The sequence below is a fragment of the Escherichia sp. SCLE84 genome, from assembly GCF_012584495.1.
Taxonomy (GTDB): domain Bacteria; phylum Pseudomonadota; class Gammaproteobacteria; order Enterobacterales; family Enterobacteriaceae; genus ECMA0423.
Genome location: NZ_CP051430.1, coordinates 1981878 through 2001256, shown reverse-complemented (window position 1 = coordinate 2001256; position 19379 = coordinate 1981878). Strand labels below are relative to the sequence as shown.

At 52.7% G+C, this 19379-nt stretch carries 14 protein-coding genes; 10 read left to right on the top strand and 4 right to left on the bottom strand.

Annotated features, from left to right (window positions below):
- Positions 1-84: 84 nt before the first annotated feature.
- The 3 genes from araJ to sbcD form a co-directional block, all read right to left on the bottom strand.
- Positions 85-1269, bottom strand: a complete 1185-nt coding sequence (araJ, locus tag HGD79_RS09905; RefSeq protein ID WP_001306939.1) for an MFS transporter AraJ — start codon at positions 1267-1269, stop codon at positions 85-87.
- A gap of 125 nt (positions 1270-1394) precedes the next feature.
- Positions 1395-4538 (bottom strand): exonuclease subunit SbcC, encoded by a 3144-nt coding sequence (gene sbcC, locus HGD79_RS09900; RefSeq protein ID WP_000698917.1) that lies wholly within the window; start codon positions 4536-4538, stop codon positions 1395-1397.
- Positions 4535-5737 carry an exonuclease subunit SbcD gene (gene sbcD, locus HGD79_RS09895; RefSeq protein ID WP_001221319.1) on the bottom strand — a complete coding sequence of 401 codons (1203 nt, stop codon included), beginning with the start codon at positions 5735-5737 and terminating at the stop codon, positions 4535-4537. The genes sbcC and sbcD overlap by 4 nt, the downstream gene beginning before the upstream one ends.
- Before the next feature lie 189 nt (positions 5738-5926).
- Between sbcD and phoB the strand changes: the two genes are divergently transcribed.
- The 5 genes from phoB to malZ all read left to right on the top strand — a co-directional run bounded on the left by phoB (position 5927) and on the right by malZ (position 13117).
- A complete protein-coding gene (gene phoB / locus HGD79_RS09890) occupies positions 5927-6616 on the top strand; it encodes a phosphate response regulator transcription factor PhoB (protein WP_000113933.1) in 690 nt (229 codons plus the stop codon).
- 57 nt (positions 6617-6673) lie between these two features.
- Positions 6674-7969 carry a phosphate regulon sensor histidine kinase PhoR gene (gene phoR, locus HGD79_RS09885; protein ID WP_000893605.1) on the top strand — a complete coding sequence of 432 codons (1296 nt, stop codon included), beginning with the start codon at positions 6674-6676 and terminating at the stop codon, positions 7967-7969.
- Positions 7970-8375: 406 nt separating this feature from the next.
- On the top strand, positions 8376-9695 hold the full coding sequence (gene brnQ, locus HGD79_RS09880; RefSeq protein ID WP_000149639.1) for a branched-chain amino acid transporter carrier protein BrnQ: 1320 nt from the start codon (positions 8376-8378) through the stop codon (positions 9693-9695).
- A 75-nt stretch (positions 9696-9770) separates the two neighbouring features.
- On the top strand, positions 9771-11144 hold the full coding sequence (gene proY / locus HGD79_RS09875; RefSeq protein ID WP_001295329.1) for a proline-specific permease ProY: 1374 nt from the start codon (positions 9771-9773) through the stop codon (positions 11142-11144).
- Positions 11145-11299: 155 nt separating this feature from the next.
- Entirely contained in the window at positions 11300-13117 is a 1818-nt protein-coding gene (malZ, locus tag HGD79_RS09870) for a maltodextrin glucosidase (RefSeq protein WP_001367178.1), read from the top strand.
- A gap of 4 nt (positions 13118-13121) precedes the next feature.
- Here malZ and acpH read toward each other — a convergent pair whose 3' ends face one another.
- The gene (gene acpH, locus HGD79_RS09865) at positions 13122-13703 is read right to left on the bottom strand and encodes an ACP phosphodiesterase (RefSeq protein WP_001009884.1); all 582 of its coding nucleotides are present in this window, start codon (positions 13701-13703) and stop codon (positions 13122-13124) included.
- A 92-nt stretch (positions 13704-13795) separates the two neighbouring features.
- Here acpH and queA point away from each other — a divergent pair, with 92 nt between their 5' ends.
- From queA to secF, 5 genes are read left to right on the top strand one after another with little or no spacing between them, the layout of a single operon-like run.
- Positions 13796-14866: a tRNA preQ1(34) S-adenosylmethionine ribosyltransferase-isomerase QueA gene (queA, locus tag HGD79_RS09860; RefSeq protein WP_001266482.1), complete on the top strand. Its 1071-nt coding sequence runs from the start codon at positions 13796-13798 to the stop codon at positions 14864-14866.
- A gap of 55 nt (positions 14867-14921) precedes the next feature.
- Positions 14922-16049 carry a tRNA guanosine(34) transglycosylase Tgt gene (gene tgt / locus HGD79_RS09855; RefSeq protein ID WP_000667319.1) on the top strand — a complete coding sequence of 376 codons (1128 nt, stop codon included), beginning with the start codon at positions 14922-14924 and terminating at the stop codon, positions 16047-16049.
- 22 nt (positions 16050-16071) lie between these two features.
- Positions 16072-16404 (top strand): preprotein translocase subunit YajC, encoded by a 333-nt coding sequence (yajC, locus tag HGD79_RS09850; protein ID WP_000007629.1) that lies wholly within the window; start codon positions 16072-16074, stop codon positions 16402-16404.
- A gap of 27 nt (positions 16405-16431) precedes the next feature.
- Positions 16432-18279 carry a protein translocase subunit SecD gene (secD, locus tag HGD79_RS09845; RefSeq protein ID WP_168848378.1) on the top strand — a complete coding sequence of 616 codons (1848 nt, stop codon included), beginning with the start codon at positions 16432-16434 and terminating at the stop codon, positions 18277-18279.
- A gap of 10 nt (positions 18280-18289) precedes the next feature.
- Positions 18290-19261 carry a protein translocase subunit SecF gene (gene secF, locus HGD79_RS09840; protein WP_000046637.1) on the top strand — a complete coding sequence of 324 codons (972 nt, stop codon included), beginning with the start codon at positions 18290-18292 and terminating at the stop codon, positions 19259-19261.
- Positions 19262-19379 lie beyond the last annotated feature (118 nt).

Genomic DNA, 19379 nt, shown 5'->3' with positions numbered 1-19379 from the left:
CTACAAAATGTGCCGGAACCGCGTAGGGCGGATAAGGCGTTCACGCCGCATCCGGCAATAAGCAACGCGCAACGTGACTGCAATCTACCCCAGTGGTTTCGCCAGCACCGGACTATCCGCCGCTTGCTGGCGCTTATAGCGACCATACAGCAGCAATGACGACATCGCAGCAAACGAAAGCAGGGCGGCAGGCAGCGCCACGTAATTATATGCCAGCCCCAGCGTCAGCATCATACCACCGCAATATGCGCCGACGGCGCTACCAAGGTTAAACGCTATTTGCCCACCTGCGGCACCTAATAACTCTCCGCCTTTGGCATTTTGTAGTAATAATATTTGCAGAGGTGCTGAAAGGGCAAATAATCCCGCGCAACAAATAAAAGCAAAAATAAGCGACGTTGTTTTCATGCCGCCGCAGAAAAAGAGCATCAGCAGTGCCAGTACAATTATAAAGTCAGTCACTGCTGCAATGCGCAGTGGTGAATAACGTCCTGAAATCCTGCCACTTAGCATATTTCCCAACACCATCCCTAGCCCAACTAACATCATAATAAAGGTCATCGCCGTTTCCGAAAAACCGGAAATAAACATCATGTATGGCTTTACGTAGCTGAACCAGGCAAACACACCTGCGTTGCCAAACATCGTGGCGGCGAAAATTAACCACGGGGCCGGGCTGCGTAAAAAGTGAAATTGTTCGCGCAGCTTTCCTTTCGCCTCGTCGCGAATATCCGGCACCCAAAAATAGACCGATGCCATCACCGCAATATTAAAAACAGCGATCAATAAAAAGGTGTAACGCCAGCTAAATTCCTGACTTAAATACGTTCCCAGCGGAATGCCCAGCAAATTGGCGACTGTCATCCCGGAAACCATCCCCGCCACGGCGGCGGTGACTTTTCCGGGTTTGATAATTTTTGATAACACGATCGCGCCGACGCCAAAAAATGCGCCATGCGGAAAGCCGGAAACCAGGCGACCAATGGCAAGCATCAGGTAAGACGAAGAGAGCGTGAACATGGCGTTGCCAATGACGCACAACGCCACCAGAAACAACAAGATATGTTTGAGTGAGTAGCGGCTGGAAAAGAGTGCGATGATTGGCGCACCGACCACCACCCCCAGTGCATAATACGAGATCATATGCCCGGCAGCAGGAATCGAAATTCCTACGTTATGCGCCAGCTCCGTGAGCACGCCCATAATGCCAAATTCGGCCATCCCCAAACCAAACGTGCCCAGAGCCAAAGATAAAATGACTTTTTTCATACCACCATCACAACCACCAGAACGGCTACCAATCACCGTAGCCAATAAAGTGATAGCTTGCAGGATAACGACCAGCAAGGCCAAGAGATAATTCGCCCCTCTGTATTCATTATCCTGCTGAATAGTTATTTCACTGCAAACGTACTTTCCAGTTTGCTGTAGCCCAGGCCGTTGATCTTTTTCACTTTGATCTGCACCGGAATACGCTCTTTCATCGCTTCTACGTGGCTAATCACACCGATGGTTTTGCCACTGGCGTTCAGGGCATCCAGCGCATCAAGGGCGGTATCCAGCGTTTCGCTATCCAGCGTGCCAAAACCTTCATCAAGGAACAGCGAGTCAATACGTGTTTTATGGCTGACCAGATCCGAAAGCGCCAGCGCCAGCGCCAGACTAACGAGGAAACTTTCGCCGCCGGAAAGGGTACGGGTATCGCGTACCGCATCTGCCTGCCAGGTATCAACAACCTCGACTTCCAGCGCCTCGCTGGCTTTGCGCTGTAACAGATAGCGCCCGTGCAGCCGGGTAAGTTGCTGATTAGCGAGATGGACTAAATTATCCAGCGTCAGCCCCTGGGCAAACTTGCGGAATTTATCGCCCTCTTTGGAACCTATTAGCGAATTCAGGTATCCCCAGTCCTCAACCTGCTGCGTCATTTGAGCAATTTGCTGCATTAAGGTTTGTTGTTGCTGACGGTTATCTGCATCCTGCTTCAGCTGCTGGCGAATCTCGCCTTGACTCGTGGTGTTTTCACGCAACTTTTGGTGAGTTTGCGCTAACTCTTGCTGAATCTGCTCCACCGTCACAGTGAGAGCCAACCCGTCAGGTCGGTGTTGTTGATGCTGTGCCAGCGTTTCTGCTGTCTGAGTGACCAGCGTTTGCGCCTGACGGCGCTGGTTTTCCAGATTCTGCTTGAGCTGTTCCAGCTGCGTTAGTGTTTGTTCATCCATTAGCGCCGCAAGGAACGCCTGCTGATCGTCAAAGACGCTGGCCTGTAGCGCGGTGTCAAACTGCGCCTGGGCTTTTTGCAGACTTTGCGCCGCCAGAACATCCTGTTGCTGTAATGTCTGCTGCTGGCTGTGTAATGCGAGACATTGTTCATGAACCTGCCGCCAGTTATCCAGCGCCACAGTTTCTTCGCTGTGCGGGAGATCATCACTTTGCGGCAACGTTTCCAGAATCGGCGTCAGCTGCTGAATACGGTTTTGCAGCGCGGTTAATTCGTTCTGGCGTTGCTGCCAGCTCTGCGCTTCTTGCTGACGTGTCGCCAACCAGCTCTCTTCTTCATCTTCCTGTGGCAATGTCAGTGCATAACCCGCCAATGCCGTTAAGAGCTGCTGCTGGCGTTGTTCAATTTGCTGTTGATACTGGATAATTTGCTGATTATGCGCGGCAATCTGCCCTTGTAATTCATGTCGTTGGCTGAGTAACCGCAGCTGGCGTTCGTGCTCATCTTGTGCATCAAGCCACGGTTGAATATCGTCCTGTGGCTGCAAGGTGATATTGAGGCTGGCCGTGACGGCTTGCCATTGTTGAGTAAGTGCTTGCTCATCTTGTCGGAGGCTTTGCGCTTCGTTTTCATCGCGCTGAAGCTGCTTCGTTAATGCATCCAGTTGCCCGCGCAGCGCCGCACCTTCTTCGCCGAGCTTTTTAACTTCGTTTTCCAGCGCCAGTAATCGAGACTGATTAACGCCAGGCTCCAGCGCCTGATACGCCTCGACCGCCGGGTGGCTGGTGGAACCACAAAGTGGACAAGGCTGACCCGCCTGTAACTGTGCACGTTGAGCTTCCAGCGTTTTGATGCGCGCTTCCTGCTCGCAAATGGTTTTCACATCGGCAAGTTGCTGCGTCTTTTCTTTATAACGCTGGCGCATTTCGTTAAGTGCGGCGTTACGTTGCGTCTGTTCTTGCGTGACATTCTGGATAGCGACCTGTAACTGCGCCAGACGTTTTTGTTGGGGAACAATCTGCCCATGCAGCGCGACCAGGCGCTGACGCAGTGGGCGTTGCTCGGCATGTTGCGCCAGGGCGCTAGCAACTTCATCGGCGGTTAACGTCAACGTGATCGCCGCAAGCGTATTAAGTTTTTGCTCAGCATGGGTTAACTGTTGCTGCCATTGCCGCAGATGCTCGCGATCGCTGGTTTGTTGGGAGAACTGCGCACGCCAACCCGCCAGTTCGTTGTTCCACTGACGGAAGCGGTCGTGTTCCTGTAACCAGGTATTCAGGCTTTGTTGCTGCTGCTGTAATTCTGCTGACTGATTCGCCGCGTGGTGGCGAATGCTCGCGCGAAGCGCCATTGTGCTCTGTAAGCGAGTATTTACTTCTTCAATCTGCTGGCGAGTATGCGCCAGCGCCGCGCTGTGTTCTGCGATGCGTTCCCAGTGCGGACGAAGATTTCGTGCCGGTTGTGCCAGACTGAGCGCCGCCAGTTGAGGTTGCGCTTTTTCTTCTTCGGCTAACGCCTGTTGCAAGGCCTGCTGACGGCGGCTGGCTTCTTGCTGCAATTCGTCCAGACGCGTTAACCAGTTTAGTGATTGTTGTTCTTGCTGCTGCGCGGTAAGTAACTGTTTTTCTTCGTCAGTAAGTACCTGCAAACTCGCTGTCAGCGATTGCACTTGTTCCGGCGTGAGCAACGCGACGCCGCTGGCCTGCGCTTGCAGCTTCTCCAGCTCTGTGCGGGCCGATTTGTGCTGCTCAAAAACCATCGCCGAGATTTGCCCGTAGATTTCAGTGCCGGTTAACTCCTCGAGCAATTCCGCGCGTTCTTTGGGTTTGGCATTCAGGAAGGCAGCAAATTGCCCCTGCGAAAGCAGCATCGAACGGGTGAAGCGCCCGTAATCCAGCCCGGTTAACGTCGCTGTCAGTTCCAGCTTATCTTTCACTTTGTCGGCGAGAATTTTGCCGTCGGCGCAGCGCGCCAGCTCTACGCGTGGCACCTGCAAATTACCGTCGGGTTGGTTACGCGCCCGATTCTGGCTCCAGAATGCACGGTACGCTTCACCTTTCACTTCAAACTCCACCTCCGCCAGACATTCGGCGGTATCGCGGGTCATGAGATCATTTTGCGATTGTGAAACGTTAGAGAGACGCGGAGTTTCGTGATACAGCGCCAGACAAATGGCGTCCAGCAGGGTGGTTTTCCCCGCACCTGTTGGGCCGGTAATAGCAAACAGCCCGTTGCTGGCGAACGGCTCGCGGGTGAAATCAATCTTCCATTCGCCTTTTAATGAGTTCAGGTTTTTCAGGCGCAGGCTGAGAATTTTCATGCTTCGTGTTCTCCGGCGAGGGTATGCAACGTCGTGGTGAAAAGATGCTGCAGACGTTGCTGCTGCGATTCATCCAGTTCTTCCAGTGCCAGACGGCGATTGAACACCTCTTCGACGCTGAGTTCGCTGAGGGTTTCACGCTGTTGGCTGGCTAACACACGCTCGCGCTGTTCACGACTCCGGCGTACCAGCAATACTTCGACAGGCAATGATTCGGTTAATGCCTGGATTTTGCGCTGAATATCATGCAGATACTCATCAGTAGTGATTTCGATATCCAGCCAGACAGGTGGCTCCTGCGATACATCGCGCCACTGTTCCAGCTGTGCGGTAATCGACGCCAGATCGCCTTTCAGCACTGCCATGGGTTGCGTTACCGGTACGTTCAGGTTTTCCACGCTCTCTAATTTGCCGTTTGAAAATGTCACCAGATGGACATATTTACTCTTACCGCATTCATCAAAACTCAGTGGAATGGGGGAGCCGCAATAGCGAACATGTTCCATGCCGCCAATAATCTGTGCGCGGTGAATATGCCCGAGCGCGATGTAGTCGGCTGGTGGAAAGTTTTGTGCCGGAAACGCGTCCAGCGTGCCAATATAAATGTCACGCACGGCGTCACTTTTACTGGCCCCCACGGTCGTTAAATGTCCCGTGGCGATGATGGGCAGAGGCTGATCGCCGCGCAGTTTGCAGGCATCGGCATAGTGTTGTTGGTAATAATCGGTAATCGCTGCCAGTAAATGCTGCTGTTTTTCAATACCGTTAAGCCCCGCCTGGCTGGTAATAATGTCACGCGGACGTAAAAACGGAATGGGGCACAGCACTGCGCCTGGCGTCCCGTCGCGACGAGGCAAGATTTGCGGCGCATGTCCGGCGCTGGCGACCACGGTAGTATTGAGGAACGCCATGATATCGCGCGATTCATTCAGCGTGGCGACCGAGTCATGGTTTCCTGCCAGTACCACCAGATGACAGCCAGTTTGCTGTAAATTGACAACAAAACGGTTGTATAACGTGCGGGCGTAACTGGGCGGCGAGCCGGTATCGAAAACATCACCGGCAACAATAATCGCATCCACCTGATGGGTTTGTGCTGTCTCCAGCAGCCAGTCAAGAAAAGCCTGATGTTCAGCTTCGCGGCTTTTACTGTAGAAGTTCTGGCCGAGATGCCAGTCTGAGGTGTGAAGGATGCGCATAACGGTTCCCTGGCGAAAAAGCATGGGCGCGATTATACCCAAACAGATGTGCCATTTGCTTTTTTCTGCGCCACGGAAATCAATAACCTGAAGATATGTGCGACGAGCTTTTCATAAATCTGTCATAAATCTGACGCATAATGACGTCGCATTAATGATCGCAACCTATTTATTACAACAGGGCAAATCATGGCGAGACGTATTCTGGTCGTAGAAGATGAAGCTCCAATTCGCGAAATGGTCTGCTTCGTGCTCGAACAAAATGGCTTTCAGCCGGTCGAAGCGGAAGATTATGACAGTGCTGTGAATCAACTGAATGAACCCTGGCCGGATTTAATTCTCCTTGACTGGATGTTACCTGGCGGCTCCGGTATCCAGTTCATCAAACACCTCAAGCGCGAGTCGATGACCCGGGATATTCCAGTGGTGATGTTGACCGCCAGAGGGGAAGAAGAAGATCGCGTGCGCGGCCTTGAAACCGGGGCGGATGACTATATCACCAAGCCGTTTTCGCCGAAGGAGCTGGTGGCGCGAATCAAAGCGGTAATGCGCCGTATTTCGCCAATGGCGGTGGAAGAGGTGATCGAGATGCAGGGGCTAAGTCTCGACCCGACATCTCACCGGGTGATGGCGGGTGAAGAGCCGCTGGAGATGGGGCCGACAGAATTTAAACTGCTGCACTTTTTTATGACGCATCCTGAGCGCGTATACAGCCGCGAGCAGCTGTTAAACCACGTCTGGGGAACCAACGTGTATGTGGAAGATCGTACGGTCGATGTCCACATTCGTCGCCTGCGTAAAGCACTGGAGCCAGGCGGGCATGATCGCATGGTGCAGACCGTGCGCGGTACAGGATATCGTTTTTCAACCCGCTTTTAACGCCTTGCTCATCGGACGCAGAGCAGGGCTTATGATTTCTTAACTGGAGTATCTTACGTGCTGGAACGGCTGTCGTGGAAAAGGCTGGTGCTGGAGCTGCTACTTTGCTGCCTCCCGGCTTTCATCCTGGGTGCATTTTTTGGTTACCTGCCCTGGTTTTTGCTGGCATCGGTAACAGGACTGCTTATCTGGCATTTCTGGAATTTATTGCGCCTTTCATGGTGGCTGTGGGTGGATCGCAGTATGACCCCGCCACCGGGGCGTGGTAGCTGGGAACCGCTACTATACGGCTTACACCAGATGCAGCTGCGAAATAAAAAACGCCGCCGTGAACTGGGCAATCTGATTAAACGCTTTCGTAGCGGCGCGGAGTCGCTGCCCGACGCGGTGGTGCTGACCACGGAAGAGGGCGGTATTTTCTGGTGTAACGGTCTGGCGCAACAGATTCTTGGTTTGCGCTGGCCGGAAGATAACGGGCAGAACATCCTTAACCTGCTGCGTTACCCGGAGTTTACGCAATATTTGAAAACGCGTGATTTTTCTCGCCCGCTCAATCTGGTGCTCAACACCGGGCGGCATCTGGAAATTCGCGTCATGCCTTATACCCACAAACAGTTGCTGATGGTGGCGCGTGATGTCACGCAAATGCATCAACTGGAAGGGGCGCGGCGTAACTTTTTTGCCAACGTGAGCCATGAGTTACGTACGCCATTGACCGTGTTACAGGGTTACCTGGAGATGATGGATGAGCAGCCGCTGGAAGGCGCGGTACGCGAAAAAGCGTTGCACACCATGCGCGAGCAGACCCAGCGGATGGAAGGGCTGGTGAAGCAGTTGCTGACGCTGTCGAAAATAGAAGCCGCACCGACGCATTTGCTCAATGAAAAGGTTGATGTGCCGATGATGCTGCGCGTTGTTGAGCGTGAGGCTCAGACTCTGAGTCAGAAAAAACAGACATTTACCTTTGAGATAGATAGCGGCCTCAAGGTGTCTGGCAACGAAGATCAGCTACGCAGTGCGATTTCGAACCTGGTCTATAACGCCGTGAATCATACGCCGGAAGGCACGCATATCACCGTACGCTGGCAGCGAGTGCCGCACGGTGCCGAATTTAGCGTTGAAGATAACGGACCGGGCATTGCAGCGGAGCATATTCCGCGCCTGACCGAGCGTTTTTATCGCGTTGATAAAGCGCGTTCCCGGCAAACCGGCGGTAGCGGATTAGGGTTAGCGATCGTGAAACATGCTGTGAATCATCACGAAAGTCGCCTGAATATTGAGAGTACAGTAGGAAAAGGAACACGTTTCAGTTTTGTTATCCCGGAACGTTTAATTGCCAAAAACAGCGATTAATCCGCCTTTGTCATCTTTTATTGCCATAAGCCAGCCGATGCTGGCTTATTTTCTTTGCAGTCAAAATATGGGCGTTAGATTTTACAACGGTTGGTGATTTTTTGTTCGCATGATTAGCCATGTCTTTTTCACGGAAATAGTGTTTTATACTGGTTGGTGATTTCTTATCGCTATATACCTCTGGTTTTTAGATCCCTCCTTGCTTTAAAACGTTATAAGCGTTTAAATTGCGCTTCAGGTGCTGTCATACTGACTGCATTAACGCGGTAAATCGAAAAACTATTCTTCGCCGCGCCTGGTTGGGAGTATTTCCCGCTAAAATTGTTTAAATATACCGCTGTATCATCCCCAGGGATTGGCACAAAAATTTAACGTTACAACACCACATCCACAGGCAGTATGATTTATGACCCATCAATTAAGATCGCGCGATATCATCGCTCTGGGCTTTATGACATTTGCGTTGTTCGTCGGCGCAGGTAACATTATTTTCCCTCCAATGGTCGGCTTGCAGGCAGGCGAACACGTCTGGACTGCGGCATTCGGCTTCCTCATTACTGCCGTTGGCCTGCCGGTATTAACGGTAGTGGCGCTGGCAAAAGTTGGCGGCGGTGTTGACAGCCTCAGCACGCCAATCGGTAAAGTCGCTGGCGTGCTGCTGGCAACGGTTTGTTACCTGGCGGTGGGGCCGCTTTTCGCTACGCCGCGTACAGCTACCGTTTCCTTTGAAGTGGGGATTGCGCCGCTGACTGGTGATTCCGCGCTGCCGCTGTTTATCTACAGCCTGGTCTATTTCGCTATCGTTATTCTGGTTTCGCTCTATCCGGGCAAGCTGCTGGATACCGTGGGCAACTTCCTTGCGCCGCTGAAAATTATCGCGCTGGTCATCCTGTCTGTTGCCGCGATTGTTTGGCCGGCGGGTTCTATCAGCACGGCGACTGAGGCTTATCAAAACGCTGCGTTTTCTAACGGCTTCGTTAACGGCTATCTGACCATGGATACGCTGGGCGCAATGGTGTTTGGTATCGTTATTGTTAACGCGGCGCGTTCTCGTGGCGTTACCGAAGCGCGTCTGCTGACCCGTTATACCGTCTGGGCTGGCCTGATGGCGGGTGTTGGTCTGACTCTGCTGTACCTGGCGCTGTTCCGTCTGGGTTCAGACAGCGCGTCGCTGGTCGATCAGTCTGCAAACGGCGCTGCTATTCTGCATGCTTACGTTCAGCACACCTTTGGCGGCGGCGGTAGCTTCCTGCTGGCGGCGTTAATCTTCATCGCCTGCCTGGTAACGGCAGTTGGCCTGACCTGTGCTTGTGCAGAATTCTTTGCCCAGTACGTACCGCTCTCTTATCGTACGCTGGTGTTTATCCTCGGCGGCTTCTCGATGGTGGTTTCTAACCTCGGCTTAAGCCAGCTGATCCAGATCTCCGTACCGGTGCTGACCGCTATTTATCCGCCGTGTATCGCACTGGTTGTATTAAGTTTTACACGCTCATGGTGGCATAATTCGTCCCGCGTGATTGCTCCGCCGATGTTTATCAGCCTGCTTTTTGGTATTCTCGACGGGATCAAAGCATCTGCATTCAGCGATATCTTACCGTCCTGGGCGCAGCGTTTACCGCTGGCCGAACAAGGTCTGGCGTGGTTAATGCCAACAGTGGTGATGGTGGTTCTGGCCATTATCTGGGATCGCGCGGCAGGTCGTCAGGTGACCTCCAGCGCTCACTAAATCACTGAACATTTGTTTTAACCACGGGGCTGCGATGCCCCGTGGTTTTTTATTGTGTTGATGGGTTAGGAATTGATGGAAAGTAAGAACAAGCTAAAGCGTGGGCTAAGTACCCGCCACATACGCTTTATGGCACTGGGTTCAGCAATTGGCACCGGGCTGTTTTACGGTTCGGCAGACGCCATCAAAATGGCCGGTCCGAGCGTGTTGTTGGCCTATATTATCGGTGGTATCGCGGCGTATATCATTATGCGTGCGCTGGGGGAAATGTCGGTACATAACCCGGCCGCCAGCTCTTTCTCGCGTTATGCGCAGGAAAACCTCGGCCCGCTGGCAGGTTACATTACCGGATGGACCTACTGCTTTGAAATCCTTATTGTCGCCATCGCCGATGTGACCGCTTTTGGTATCTATATGGGTGTCTGGTTCCCGACGGTGCCGCACTGGATTTGGGTACTGAGCGTGGTGCTGATCATTTGCGCCGTAAACCTGATGAGCGTGAAGGTCTTCGGTGAGCTGGAATTCTGGTTCTCGTTCTTTAAAGTCGCCACCATCATCATCATGATTGTCGCCGGTTTCGGCATCATCATCTGGGGGATTGGCAACGGCGGGCAACCGACCGGTATTCATAACCTGTGGAGCAACGGCGGCTTCTTCAGTAACGGCTGGCTTGGCATGGTAATGTCGTTGCAAATGGTGATGTTTGCTTACGGTGGGATCGAAATTATCGGGATTACCGCCGGTGAAGCGAAAGATCCTGAGAAATCGATACCGCGTGCGATTAACTCCGTGCCGATGCGTATTCTGGTGTTCTACGTCGGTACGCTGTTCGTCATTATGTCTATCTACCCGTGGAATCAGGTTGGCACTGCCGGTAGCCCGTTCGTGCTGACGTTCCAGCATATGGGCATTACCTTTGCCGCCAGCATTCTTAACTTTGTTGTGCTGACTGCTTCGCTGTCGGCAATTAACAGTGATGTATTTGGCGTAGGCCGTATGCTCCACGGTATGGCAGAGCAGGGCAGCGCGCCGAAAATTTTCAGCAAAACGTCGCGTCGCGGTATTCCGTGGGTTACGGTGCTGGTGATGACTACCGCGCTGCTGTTTGCGGTGTATCTGAACTACATCATGCCGGAAAACGTCTTCCTGGTGATCGCTTCGCTGGCAACCTTCGCCACGGTGTGGGTGTGGATTATGATCCTGCTGTCGCAAATTGCCTTCCGTCGCCGTTTGCCGCCAGAAGAAGTTAAGGCGCTGAAATTTAAAGTGCCGGGTGGGGTAGCAACGACCATCGGCGGGCTGATTTTCCTGCTCTTTATTATCGGGTTGATTGGTTATCACCCGGATACGCGTATCTCGCTGTATGTCGGTTTCGCGTGGATTGTTGTGCTGTTGATTGGCTGGATGTTTAAACGCCGCCACGATCGTCAGCTGGCTGAAAACCAATAATACTTGCGTTCTGTAAGCCGGTTCAGGAGGAAATCCTGATCCGGCTATTCCGAAAGTTATCCGCCCCCGTCCTCCTCCCCCAAATATCCTTCAGATGATGAGTGATCCTGCATTAGGCTATGGCAAGGTGATCAGATTTTCATCACAGGGGAATTATGATGTTAAATGCATGGCACCTGCCGGTGCCCCCATTTGTTAAACAAAGCAAAGATCAACTGCTCATTACACTGTGGCTGACGGGCGAAGTCCCACCGCAGCGCATTATGCTGCGTACAGAACACGATAACGAAGAAATGTCAGTATCGATGCATAAGCAGCGCAGTCAGCAGCAGCCTGGCGTCACCGCATGGCGTGCGGCGATTGATCTCTCCAGCGGACAACCCCGGCGGCGTTACAGTTTCAAACTGCTGTGGCACGATCGCCAGCGTTGGTTTACACCGCAGGGCTTCAGCCGAATGCCGCCGGCACGACTGGAGCAGTTTGCCGTCGATGTACCGGATATCGGCCCACAATGGGCTGCGGATCAGATTTTTTATCAGATCTTCCCTGATCGTTTTGCGCGTAGTCTTCCTCGTGAAGCTGAACAGGATCATGTCTATTACCATCATGCAGCCGGACAAGAGATCATCTTGCGTGACTGGGATGAACCGGTCACGGCGCAGGCGGGCGGATCAACGTTCTATGGCGGCGATCTGGACGGGATAAGCGAAAAACTGCCGTATCTGAAAAAGCTTGGCGTGACGGCGCTGTATCTCAATCCGGTGTTTAAAGCTCCCAGCGTACATAAATACGATACCGAGGATTATCGCCATGTCGATCCGCAGTTTGGCGGTGATGGGGCGTTGCTGCGCTTACGCCACAATACGCAGCAGCTGGGAATGCGGCTGGTGCTGGATGGCGTGTTTAACCACAGTGGCGATTCCCATGCCTGGTTTGACAGGCACAATCGTGGCACGGGGGGAGCTTGTCACAACCCTGAATCGCCCTGGCGCGACTGGTACTCGTTTAGTGATGATGGCACGGCGCTCGACTGGCTTGGCTATGCCAGCTTGCCGAAGCTGGATTATCAGTCGGAAAGTCTGGTGAATGAAATTTATCGCGGGGAAGACAGTATTGTCCGCCATTGGCTGAAAGCGCCGTGGAGTATGGACGGCTGGCGGCTGGATGTGGTGCATATGCTGGGGGAGGCGGGTGGGGCGCGCAATAATATGCAGCACGTTGCTGGGATCACCGAAGCGGCGAAAGAAACCCAGCCGGAAGCGTATATTGTCGGCGAACATTTTGGCGATGCACGGCAATGGTTACAGGCCGATGTGGAAGATGCCGCCATGAACTATCGTGGCTTCACATTCCCGTTGTGGGGATTTCTTGCCAATACCGATATCTCTTACGATCCGCAGCAAATTGATGCCCAAACCTGTATGGCCTGGATGGATAATTACCGCGCAGGGCTTTCTCATCAACAACAATTACGTATGTTTAATCAGCTCGACAGCCACGATACTGCGCGATTTAAAACGCTGCTCGGTCGGGATATTGCGCGCCTGCCGCTGGCGGTGGTCTGGCTGTTCACCTGGCCTGGTGTACCGTGCATTTATTACGGTGATGAAGTAGGACTGGATGGCAAAAACGATCCGTTTTGCCGTAAACCGTTCCCCTGGCAGGTGGAAAAGCAGGATACGGCGTTATTCGCGCTGTACCAGCGAATGATTGCGCTGCGTAAGAAAAGTCAGGCGCTGCGTCGTGGCGGCTGTCAGGTGCTGTATGCGGAAGATAACGTAGTGGTATTTGTCCGCGTGCTGAATCAGCAACGTGTACTGGTGGCAATCAACCGTGGCGAGGCCTGTGAAGTGGTGCTCCCCGCGTCACCGTTTCTTAATGTCGCGCAATGGCAACGCAAAGAAGGCCATGGGCAACTGACAAACGGGATTCTGGCTTTGCCTGCCATTTCGGCTACGGTATGGATGAACTAACGTTTTATAACGCCTTGTGTGACGCCTGCGCCATCATCCGCGGATAAAACTGCCAGAAGCGGGTTTCGAGGGCGTCATAATGAGCGTCTAAATCGTACCAGGAGTCACGCAGGGCATCCAGACGTGGGCGGCGGCTTGCCATGCCGTTTAACACGTTCTGGATGAAATCCATATCGCGATAGCGCACCAGCCACTGCTCTGACCACAAGTAATTGTTCAGATTGATAAAACGTGGCGGTGAGTCCGGCAAAATCGTCATCACTTGCTCGCGGGCATAACAGACAAATTCCTGTAGCGGAAAGTCCGGCGACAGCTGCGACCAGTGGCGGGAAAGAAAGTGATCCCACATGACATCCAGCGTAATAGGCGCAACGCGGCGAGTTTCACTACGAAACCATTCCCGTGCTTCGCGGACTTCCGGCAGATTGTCGGTTAATACGTCGATACGTCGATGCATATGAATGCCAGCCACGACGTCGGGCGGAAAACTTTCTTCAGGATTTCCGCGTACGAAATCAGCCAGTAAATTGCCGGAAAGCGAGCTTTCCGCGAGATGGGCTAAATGCAGGTGAGCTAAAAAATTCATCGATTATATTCTATCCAAAAGGGGGTAAAGGTTGCAGGGAGAGCGCCCCGGCACTAGACTACCCGCCTCTTATTTTAGTCTGAGTCAGTGTCATGCGCGTTACCGATTTCTCCTTTGAATTGCCCGAATCCCTGATTGCCCACTATCCCATGCCTGAACGCAGTAGCTGTCGTTTACTGTCGCTGGACGGGCCGACGGGCGCGCTGACGCACGGTACTTTCACCGATTTACTTGATGAGCTCAACCCCGGCGATCTTCTGGTTTTTAATAATACCCGCGTGATCCCGGCGCGCCTGTTTGGGCGTAAAGCCAGCGGCGGCAAGATTGAAGTGCTGGTTGAACGGATGCTCGACGACAAACGCATTCTTGCGCATATTCGCGCCTCGAAAGCGCCAAAACCTGGCGCAGAACTGCTGCTGGGCGATGACGAAAGTATTAACGCAACAATGACCGCGCGCCACGGCGCACTGTTTGAAGTCGAATTCAATGATGATCGTTCGGTACTGGATATCCTCAACAGTATCGGCCATATGCCGCTGCCGCCGTATATCGACCGTCCGGACGAAGACGCTGACCGCGAACTTTATCAAACCGTTTATAGCGAAAAACCGGGCGCGGTTGCAGCCCCGACCGCTGGTCTGCATTTTGACGAGCCTTTGCTGGAAAAATTGCGCGCCAAAGGCGTGGAGATGGCGTTTGTGACGTTGCACGTTGGTGCGGGCACCTTCCAGCCGGTGCGCGTCGACACCATTGAAGATCACATCATGCACTCGGAATACGCTGAAGTACCGCAGGATGTGGTAGACGCGGTACTGGCGGCGAAAGCGCGCGGTAACCGGGTGATTGCGGTTGGCACCACTTCAGTACGTTCGCTGGAAAGCGCGGCTCAGGCAGCGAAAAACGATCTCATTGAACCGTTCTTCGACGATACCCAAATCTTTATCTATCCGGGCTTCCAGTACAAAGTGGTCGATGCGCTGGTGACGAACTTCCACTTGCCAGAGTCGACGCTGATTATGCTGGTTTCGGCCTTTGCCGGTTATCAACACACCATGAACGCCTATAAAGCAGCGGTAGAAGAGAAATATCGCTTTTTTAGTTACGGTGATGCGATGTTTATCACGTACAATCCGCAGGCAATTAATGAGCGCGTCGGGGAGTAATTCCGCGGCGCTGGTTTAAAACGTTGGACTGTTTTTCTGACGTAGTGGAGAAAAAATGAAATTTGAACTGGACACCACCGACGGTCGCGCACGCCGTGGCCGCCTGGTCTTTGATCGTGGCGTAGTGGAAACGCCTTGTTTTATGCCTGTTGGCACCTACGGCACCGTAAAAGGGATGACGCCGGAAGAAGTTGAAGCCACTGGCGCGCAAATTATCCTCGGCAACACCTTCCACCTGTGGCTGCGCCCGGGCCAGGAAATCATGAAACTGCACGGCGATCTGCACGATTTTATGCAGTGGAAGGGGCCGATCCTCACCGACTCCGGCGGTTTCCAGGTCTTCAGCCTTGGCGATATTCGTAAAATCACCGAACAGGGCGTGCACTTCCGTAACCCGATCAACGGCGATCCGATTTTCCTCGATCCTGAAAAATCAATGGAGATTCAGTACGATCTTGGTTCGGATATCGTCATGATCTTTGATGAGTGTACGCCGTATCCTGCTGACTGGGATTACGCAAAACGCTCCATGGAGATGTCTCTGCGTTGGGCGAAGCGTAGCCGTGAGCGTTTTGACAGTCTCGGAAACAAAAATGCGCTGTTTGGTATCATTCAGGGCAGCGTTTACGAAGATTTACGTGATATTTCTGTTAAAGGTCTGGTAGATATCGGTTTTGATGGCTACGCTGTCGGCGGTCTGGCTGTGGGTGAGCCGAAAGCAGATATGCACCGCATTCTGGAGCATGTATGCCCGCAAATTCCGGCAGACAAACCGCGTTACCTGATGGGCGTTGGTAAACCAGAAGACCTGGTTGAAGGCGTACGTCGTGGTATCGATATGTTTGACTGCGTAATGCCAACCCGCAACGCCCGAAATGGTCATTTGTTCGTGACCGATGGCGTGGTGAAAATCCGCAATGCGAAGTATAAGAGCGATACTGGCCCACTCGATCCTGAGTGTGATTGCTACACCTGTCGCAATTATTCACGCGCTTACTTGCATCATCTTGACCGTTGCAACGAAATATTAGGCGCGCGACTCAACACCATTCATAACCTTCGTTACTACCAGCGTTTGATGGCGGGTTTACGCAAGGCTATTGAAGAGGGTAAATTAGAGAGCTTCGTAACTGATTTTTACCAGCGTCAGGGGCGAGAAGTACCACCTTTGAACGTTGATTAATATTAATAATGAGGGAAATTTAATGAGCTTTTTTATTTCTGATGCGGTAGCGGCAACGGGTGCACCGGCGCAAGGTAGCCCGATGTCTTTGATTTTGATGCTGGTGGTATTCGGTCTGATTTTCTATTTCATGATCCTGCGTCCACAGCAGAAGCGCACCAAAGAACACAAAAAGCTGATGGACTCCATTGCCAAAGGTGATGAAGTTCTGACGAACGGTGGCCTGGTTGGTCGCGTAACCAAAGTAGCGGAAAACGGCTACATTGCTATCGCGCTGAATGACACCACTGAAGTAGTTATTAAACGTGACTTCGTAGCTGCCGTCCTGCCGAAAGGCACCATGAAGGCGCTGTAATTAAAATTTTTCCCTAAGGGAATTGCCGTGTTAAACCGTTATCCTTTGTGGAAGTACGTCATGCTGATCGTGGTGATTGTCATCGGTCTGCTGTATGCGCTTCCCAACCTGTTTGGTGAGGATCCGGCTGTTCAGATCACTGGTGCGCGCGGAGTCGCCGCCAGTGAGCAAACGCTGATCCAGGTCCAGAAAACGTTACAAGAAGAAAAAATAACTGCTAAGTCTGTGGCACTGGAAGAGGGCGCTATTCTTGCGCGCTTCGACTCCACTGACACCCAGCTGCGCGCTCGTGAAGCATTAATGGGCGTTATGGGTTACAAATACGTCGTGGCGCTTAACCTTGCCCCGGCAACGCCGCGCTGGCTGGCAGCTATTCACGCTGAGCCGATGAAGCTCGGCCTTGACCTGCGTGGCGGCGTTCACTTCCTGATGGAAGTGGATATGGACACCGCGCTTGGCAAACTCCAGGAACAAAATATCGATAGCCTGCGCAGCGATCTGCGTGAAAAGGGCATCCCGTATACCACCGTTCGTAAAGAAAACAACTACGGCCTGAGCATTACTTTCCGCGATGCTAAAGCTCGTGATGAAGCCATTGCGTATCTGAGCAAGCGCCATCCGGACCTGGTGATTAGTAGCCAGGGCAGCAACCAGCTGCGTGCGGTAATGAGCGATGCTCGTCTGAGTGAAGCGCGTGAATATGCGGTGCAGCAGAACATCAATATCCTGCGTAACCGTGTAAACCAACTTGGCGTGGCGGAGCCGGTGGTTCAGCGTCAGGGTGCTGACCGTATCGTTGTTGAACTGCCAGGTATTCAGGACACTGCGCGTGCGAAAGAGATTCTGGGTGCGACGGCAACGCTGGAATTCCGTCTGGTAAACACCAACGTTGACCAGGCCGCTGCGGCATCCGGTCGCGTACCGGGCGACTCTGAAGTGAAACAGACCCGCGAAGGTCAGCCAGTTGTGCTGTACAAACGCGTAATTCTGACCGGTGACCATATCACCGACTCCACTTCCAGCCAGGACGAATACAACCAACCGCAGGTTAACATCTCGCTCGATAGCGCTGGTGGTAACATCATGTCTAACTTCACTAAGGACAACATCGGCAAACCGATGGCAACCCTGTTTGTGGAGTACAAAGACAGCGGTAAGAAAGATGCAAATGGTCGTGCGGTTCTGGTGAAACAGGAAGAGGTGATTAACATCGCCAACATCCAGTCTCGTCTGGGTAACAGCTTCCGTATCACCGGCATCAACAACCCGAACGAAGCCCGTCAGCTGTCACTGCTGCTGCGTGCCGGTGCGTTGATCGCGCCGATTCAGATTGTTGAAGAACGTACCATTGGCCCAACCCTGGGTATGCAGAACATTGAACAGGGGCTGGAGGCTTGCCTTGCCGGTCTGCTGGTTTCTATTCTGTTCATGATCATCTTCTATAAGAAGTTTGGTCTGATTGCGACCAGTGCTCTGATTGCCAACTTGATCTTAATCGTCGGCATTATGTCGCTGTTGCCAGGCGCAACGCTGAGTATGCCAGGTATCGCGGGTATCGTCTTAACCCTTGCGGTGGCGGTCGATGCGAACGTACTGATCAACGAACGTATTAAAGAAGAGTTGAGCAACGGACGTACTGTTCAACAGGCAATTGATGAAGGTTATCGTGGCGCATTCAGTTCTATCTTCGATGCGAACATCACCACGCTGATTAAAGTCATCATCCTGTACGCAGTGGGTACCGGGGCAATTAAAGGGTTCGCGATTACTACCGGTATCGGTGTGGCGACGTCGATGTTTACCGCGATTGTCGGTACGCGTGCCATCGTAAACCTGCTATATGGCGGCAAGCGCGTCAAGAAGCTGTCAATCTGAGGAGTGCGATGTGGCACAGGAATATACTGTTGAACAACTAAACCACGGCCGTAAAGTCTATGACTTTATGCGCTGGGACTACTGGGCTTTCGGCATCTCTGGTCTGCTGTTAATCGCCGCTATCGTTATTATGGGCGTGCGCGGCTTTAACTGGGGGCTGGATTTCACCGGTGGTACGGTTATCGAAATTACGCTCGAAAAACCGGCTGAAATTGACGTAATGCGTGATGCATTGCAAAAAGCCGGTTTTGAAGAGCCAATGCTGCAAAACTTTGGTAGCAGCCACGACATCATGGTCCGTATGCCGCCTGCTGAAGGCGAAACCGGCGGTCAGGTGCTGGGCAGCCAGGTTCTGAAGGTGATTAACGAATCCACCAATCAGAATGCAGCAGTGAAGCGTATTGAGTTCGTCGGTCCGAGCGTGGGGGCAGACCTTGCGCAAACCGGTGCGATGGCGTTGATGGCGGCGCTGCTGTCTATCCTTGTGTACGTAGGTTTTCGCTTTGAGTGGCGACTGGCGGCAGGGGTGGTTATTGCGCTGGCGCACGACGTTATCATTACGCTGGGTATTTTGTCGTTATTCCATATCGAGATTGACCTGACCATTGTGGCATCGTTGATGTCGGTTATCGGTTACTCGCTTAACGACAGTATCGTGGTATCGGACCGTATTCGTGAAAACTTCCGCAAGATCCGTCGCGGTACGCCTTACGAAATCTTTAACGTGTCCTTGACCCAGACGCTGCACCGTACCTTGATCACATCCGGTACTACCTTGATGGTTATCCTGATGCTGTACCTCTTCGGTGGTCCGGTACTGGAAGGCTTCTCGCTGACCATGCTTATCGGTGTTTCCATCGGTACTGCATCTTCCATCTATGTGGCATCTGCGTTGGCTCTGAAACTGGGTATGAAGCGCGAACACATGTTGCAGCAGAAAGTGGAAAAAGAAGGGGCGGATCAGCCGTCAATTCTGCCGTAATCAAGTTCCCGTTGATGTTGAAAATCCCGGTCAGAAGATCGGGATTTTTTTTGATGTATGGAGATTGCGAAAATCCCCGCATCTTGGGAAACTGCGCGTAACCCTACATTTCATCCAG

Coding starts and splice junctions, on each gene's coding strand:
- araJ (WP_001306939.1), bottom strand. CDS start 1,269: ATGAAAAAAGTCATTTTATCTTTGGCTCTGGGCACGTTTGGTTTGGGG.
- sbcC (WP_000698917.1), bottom strand. CDS start 4,538: ATGAAAATTCTCAGCCTGCGCCTGAAAAACCTGAACTCATTAAAAGGC.
- sbcD (WP_001221319.1), bottom strand. CDS start 5,737: ATGCGCATCCTTCACACCTCAGACTGGCATCTCGGCCAGAACTTCTAC.
- phoB (WP_000113933.1), top strand. CDS start 5,927: ATGGCGAGACGTATTCTGGTCGTAGAAGATGAAGCTCCAATTCGCGAA.
- brnQ (WP_000149639.1), top strand. CDS start 8,376: ATGACCCATCAATTAAGATCGCGCGATATCATCGCTCTGGGCTTTATG.
- proY (WP_001295329.1), top strand. CDS start 9,771: ATGGAAAGTAAGAACAAGCTAAAGCGTGGGCTAAGTACCCGCCACATA.
- malZ (WP_001367178.1), top strand. CDS start 11,300: ATGATGTTAAATGCATGGCACCTGCCGGTGCCCCCATTTGTTAAACAA.
- acpH (WP_001009884.1), bottom strand. CDS start 13,703: ATGAATTTTTTAGCTCACCTGCATTTAGCCCATCTCGCGGAAAGCTCG.
- queA (WP_001266482.1), top strand. CDS start 13,796: ATGCGCGTTACCGATTTCTCCTTTGAATTGCCCGAATCCCTGATTGCC.
- tgt (WP_000667319.1), top strand. CDS start 14,922: ATGAAATTTGAACTGGACACCACCGACGGTCGCGCACGCCGTGGCCGC.
- yajC (WP_000007629.1), top strand. CDS start 16,072: ATGAGCTTTTTTATTTCTGATGCGGTAGCGGCAACGGGTGCACCGGCG.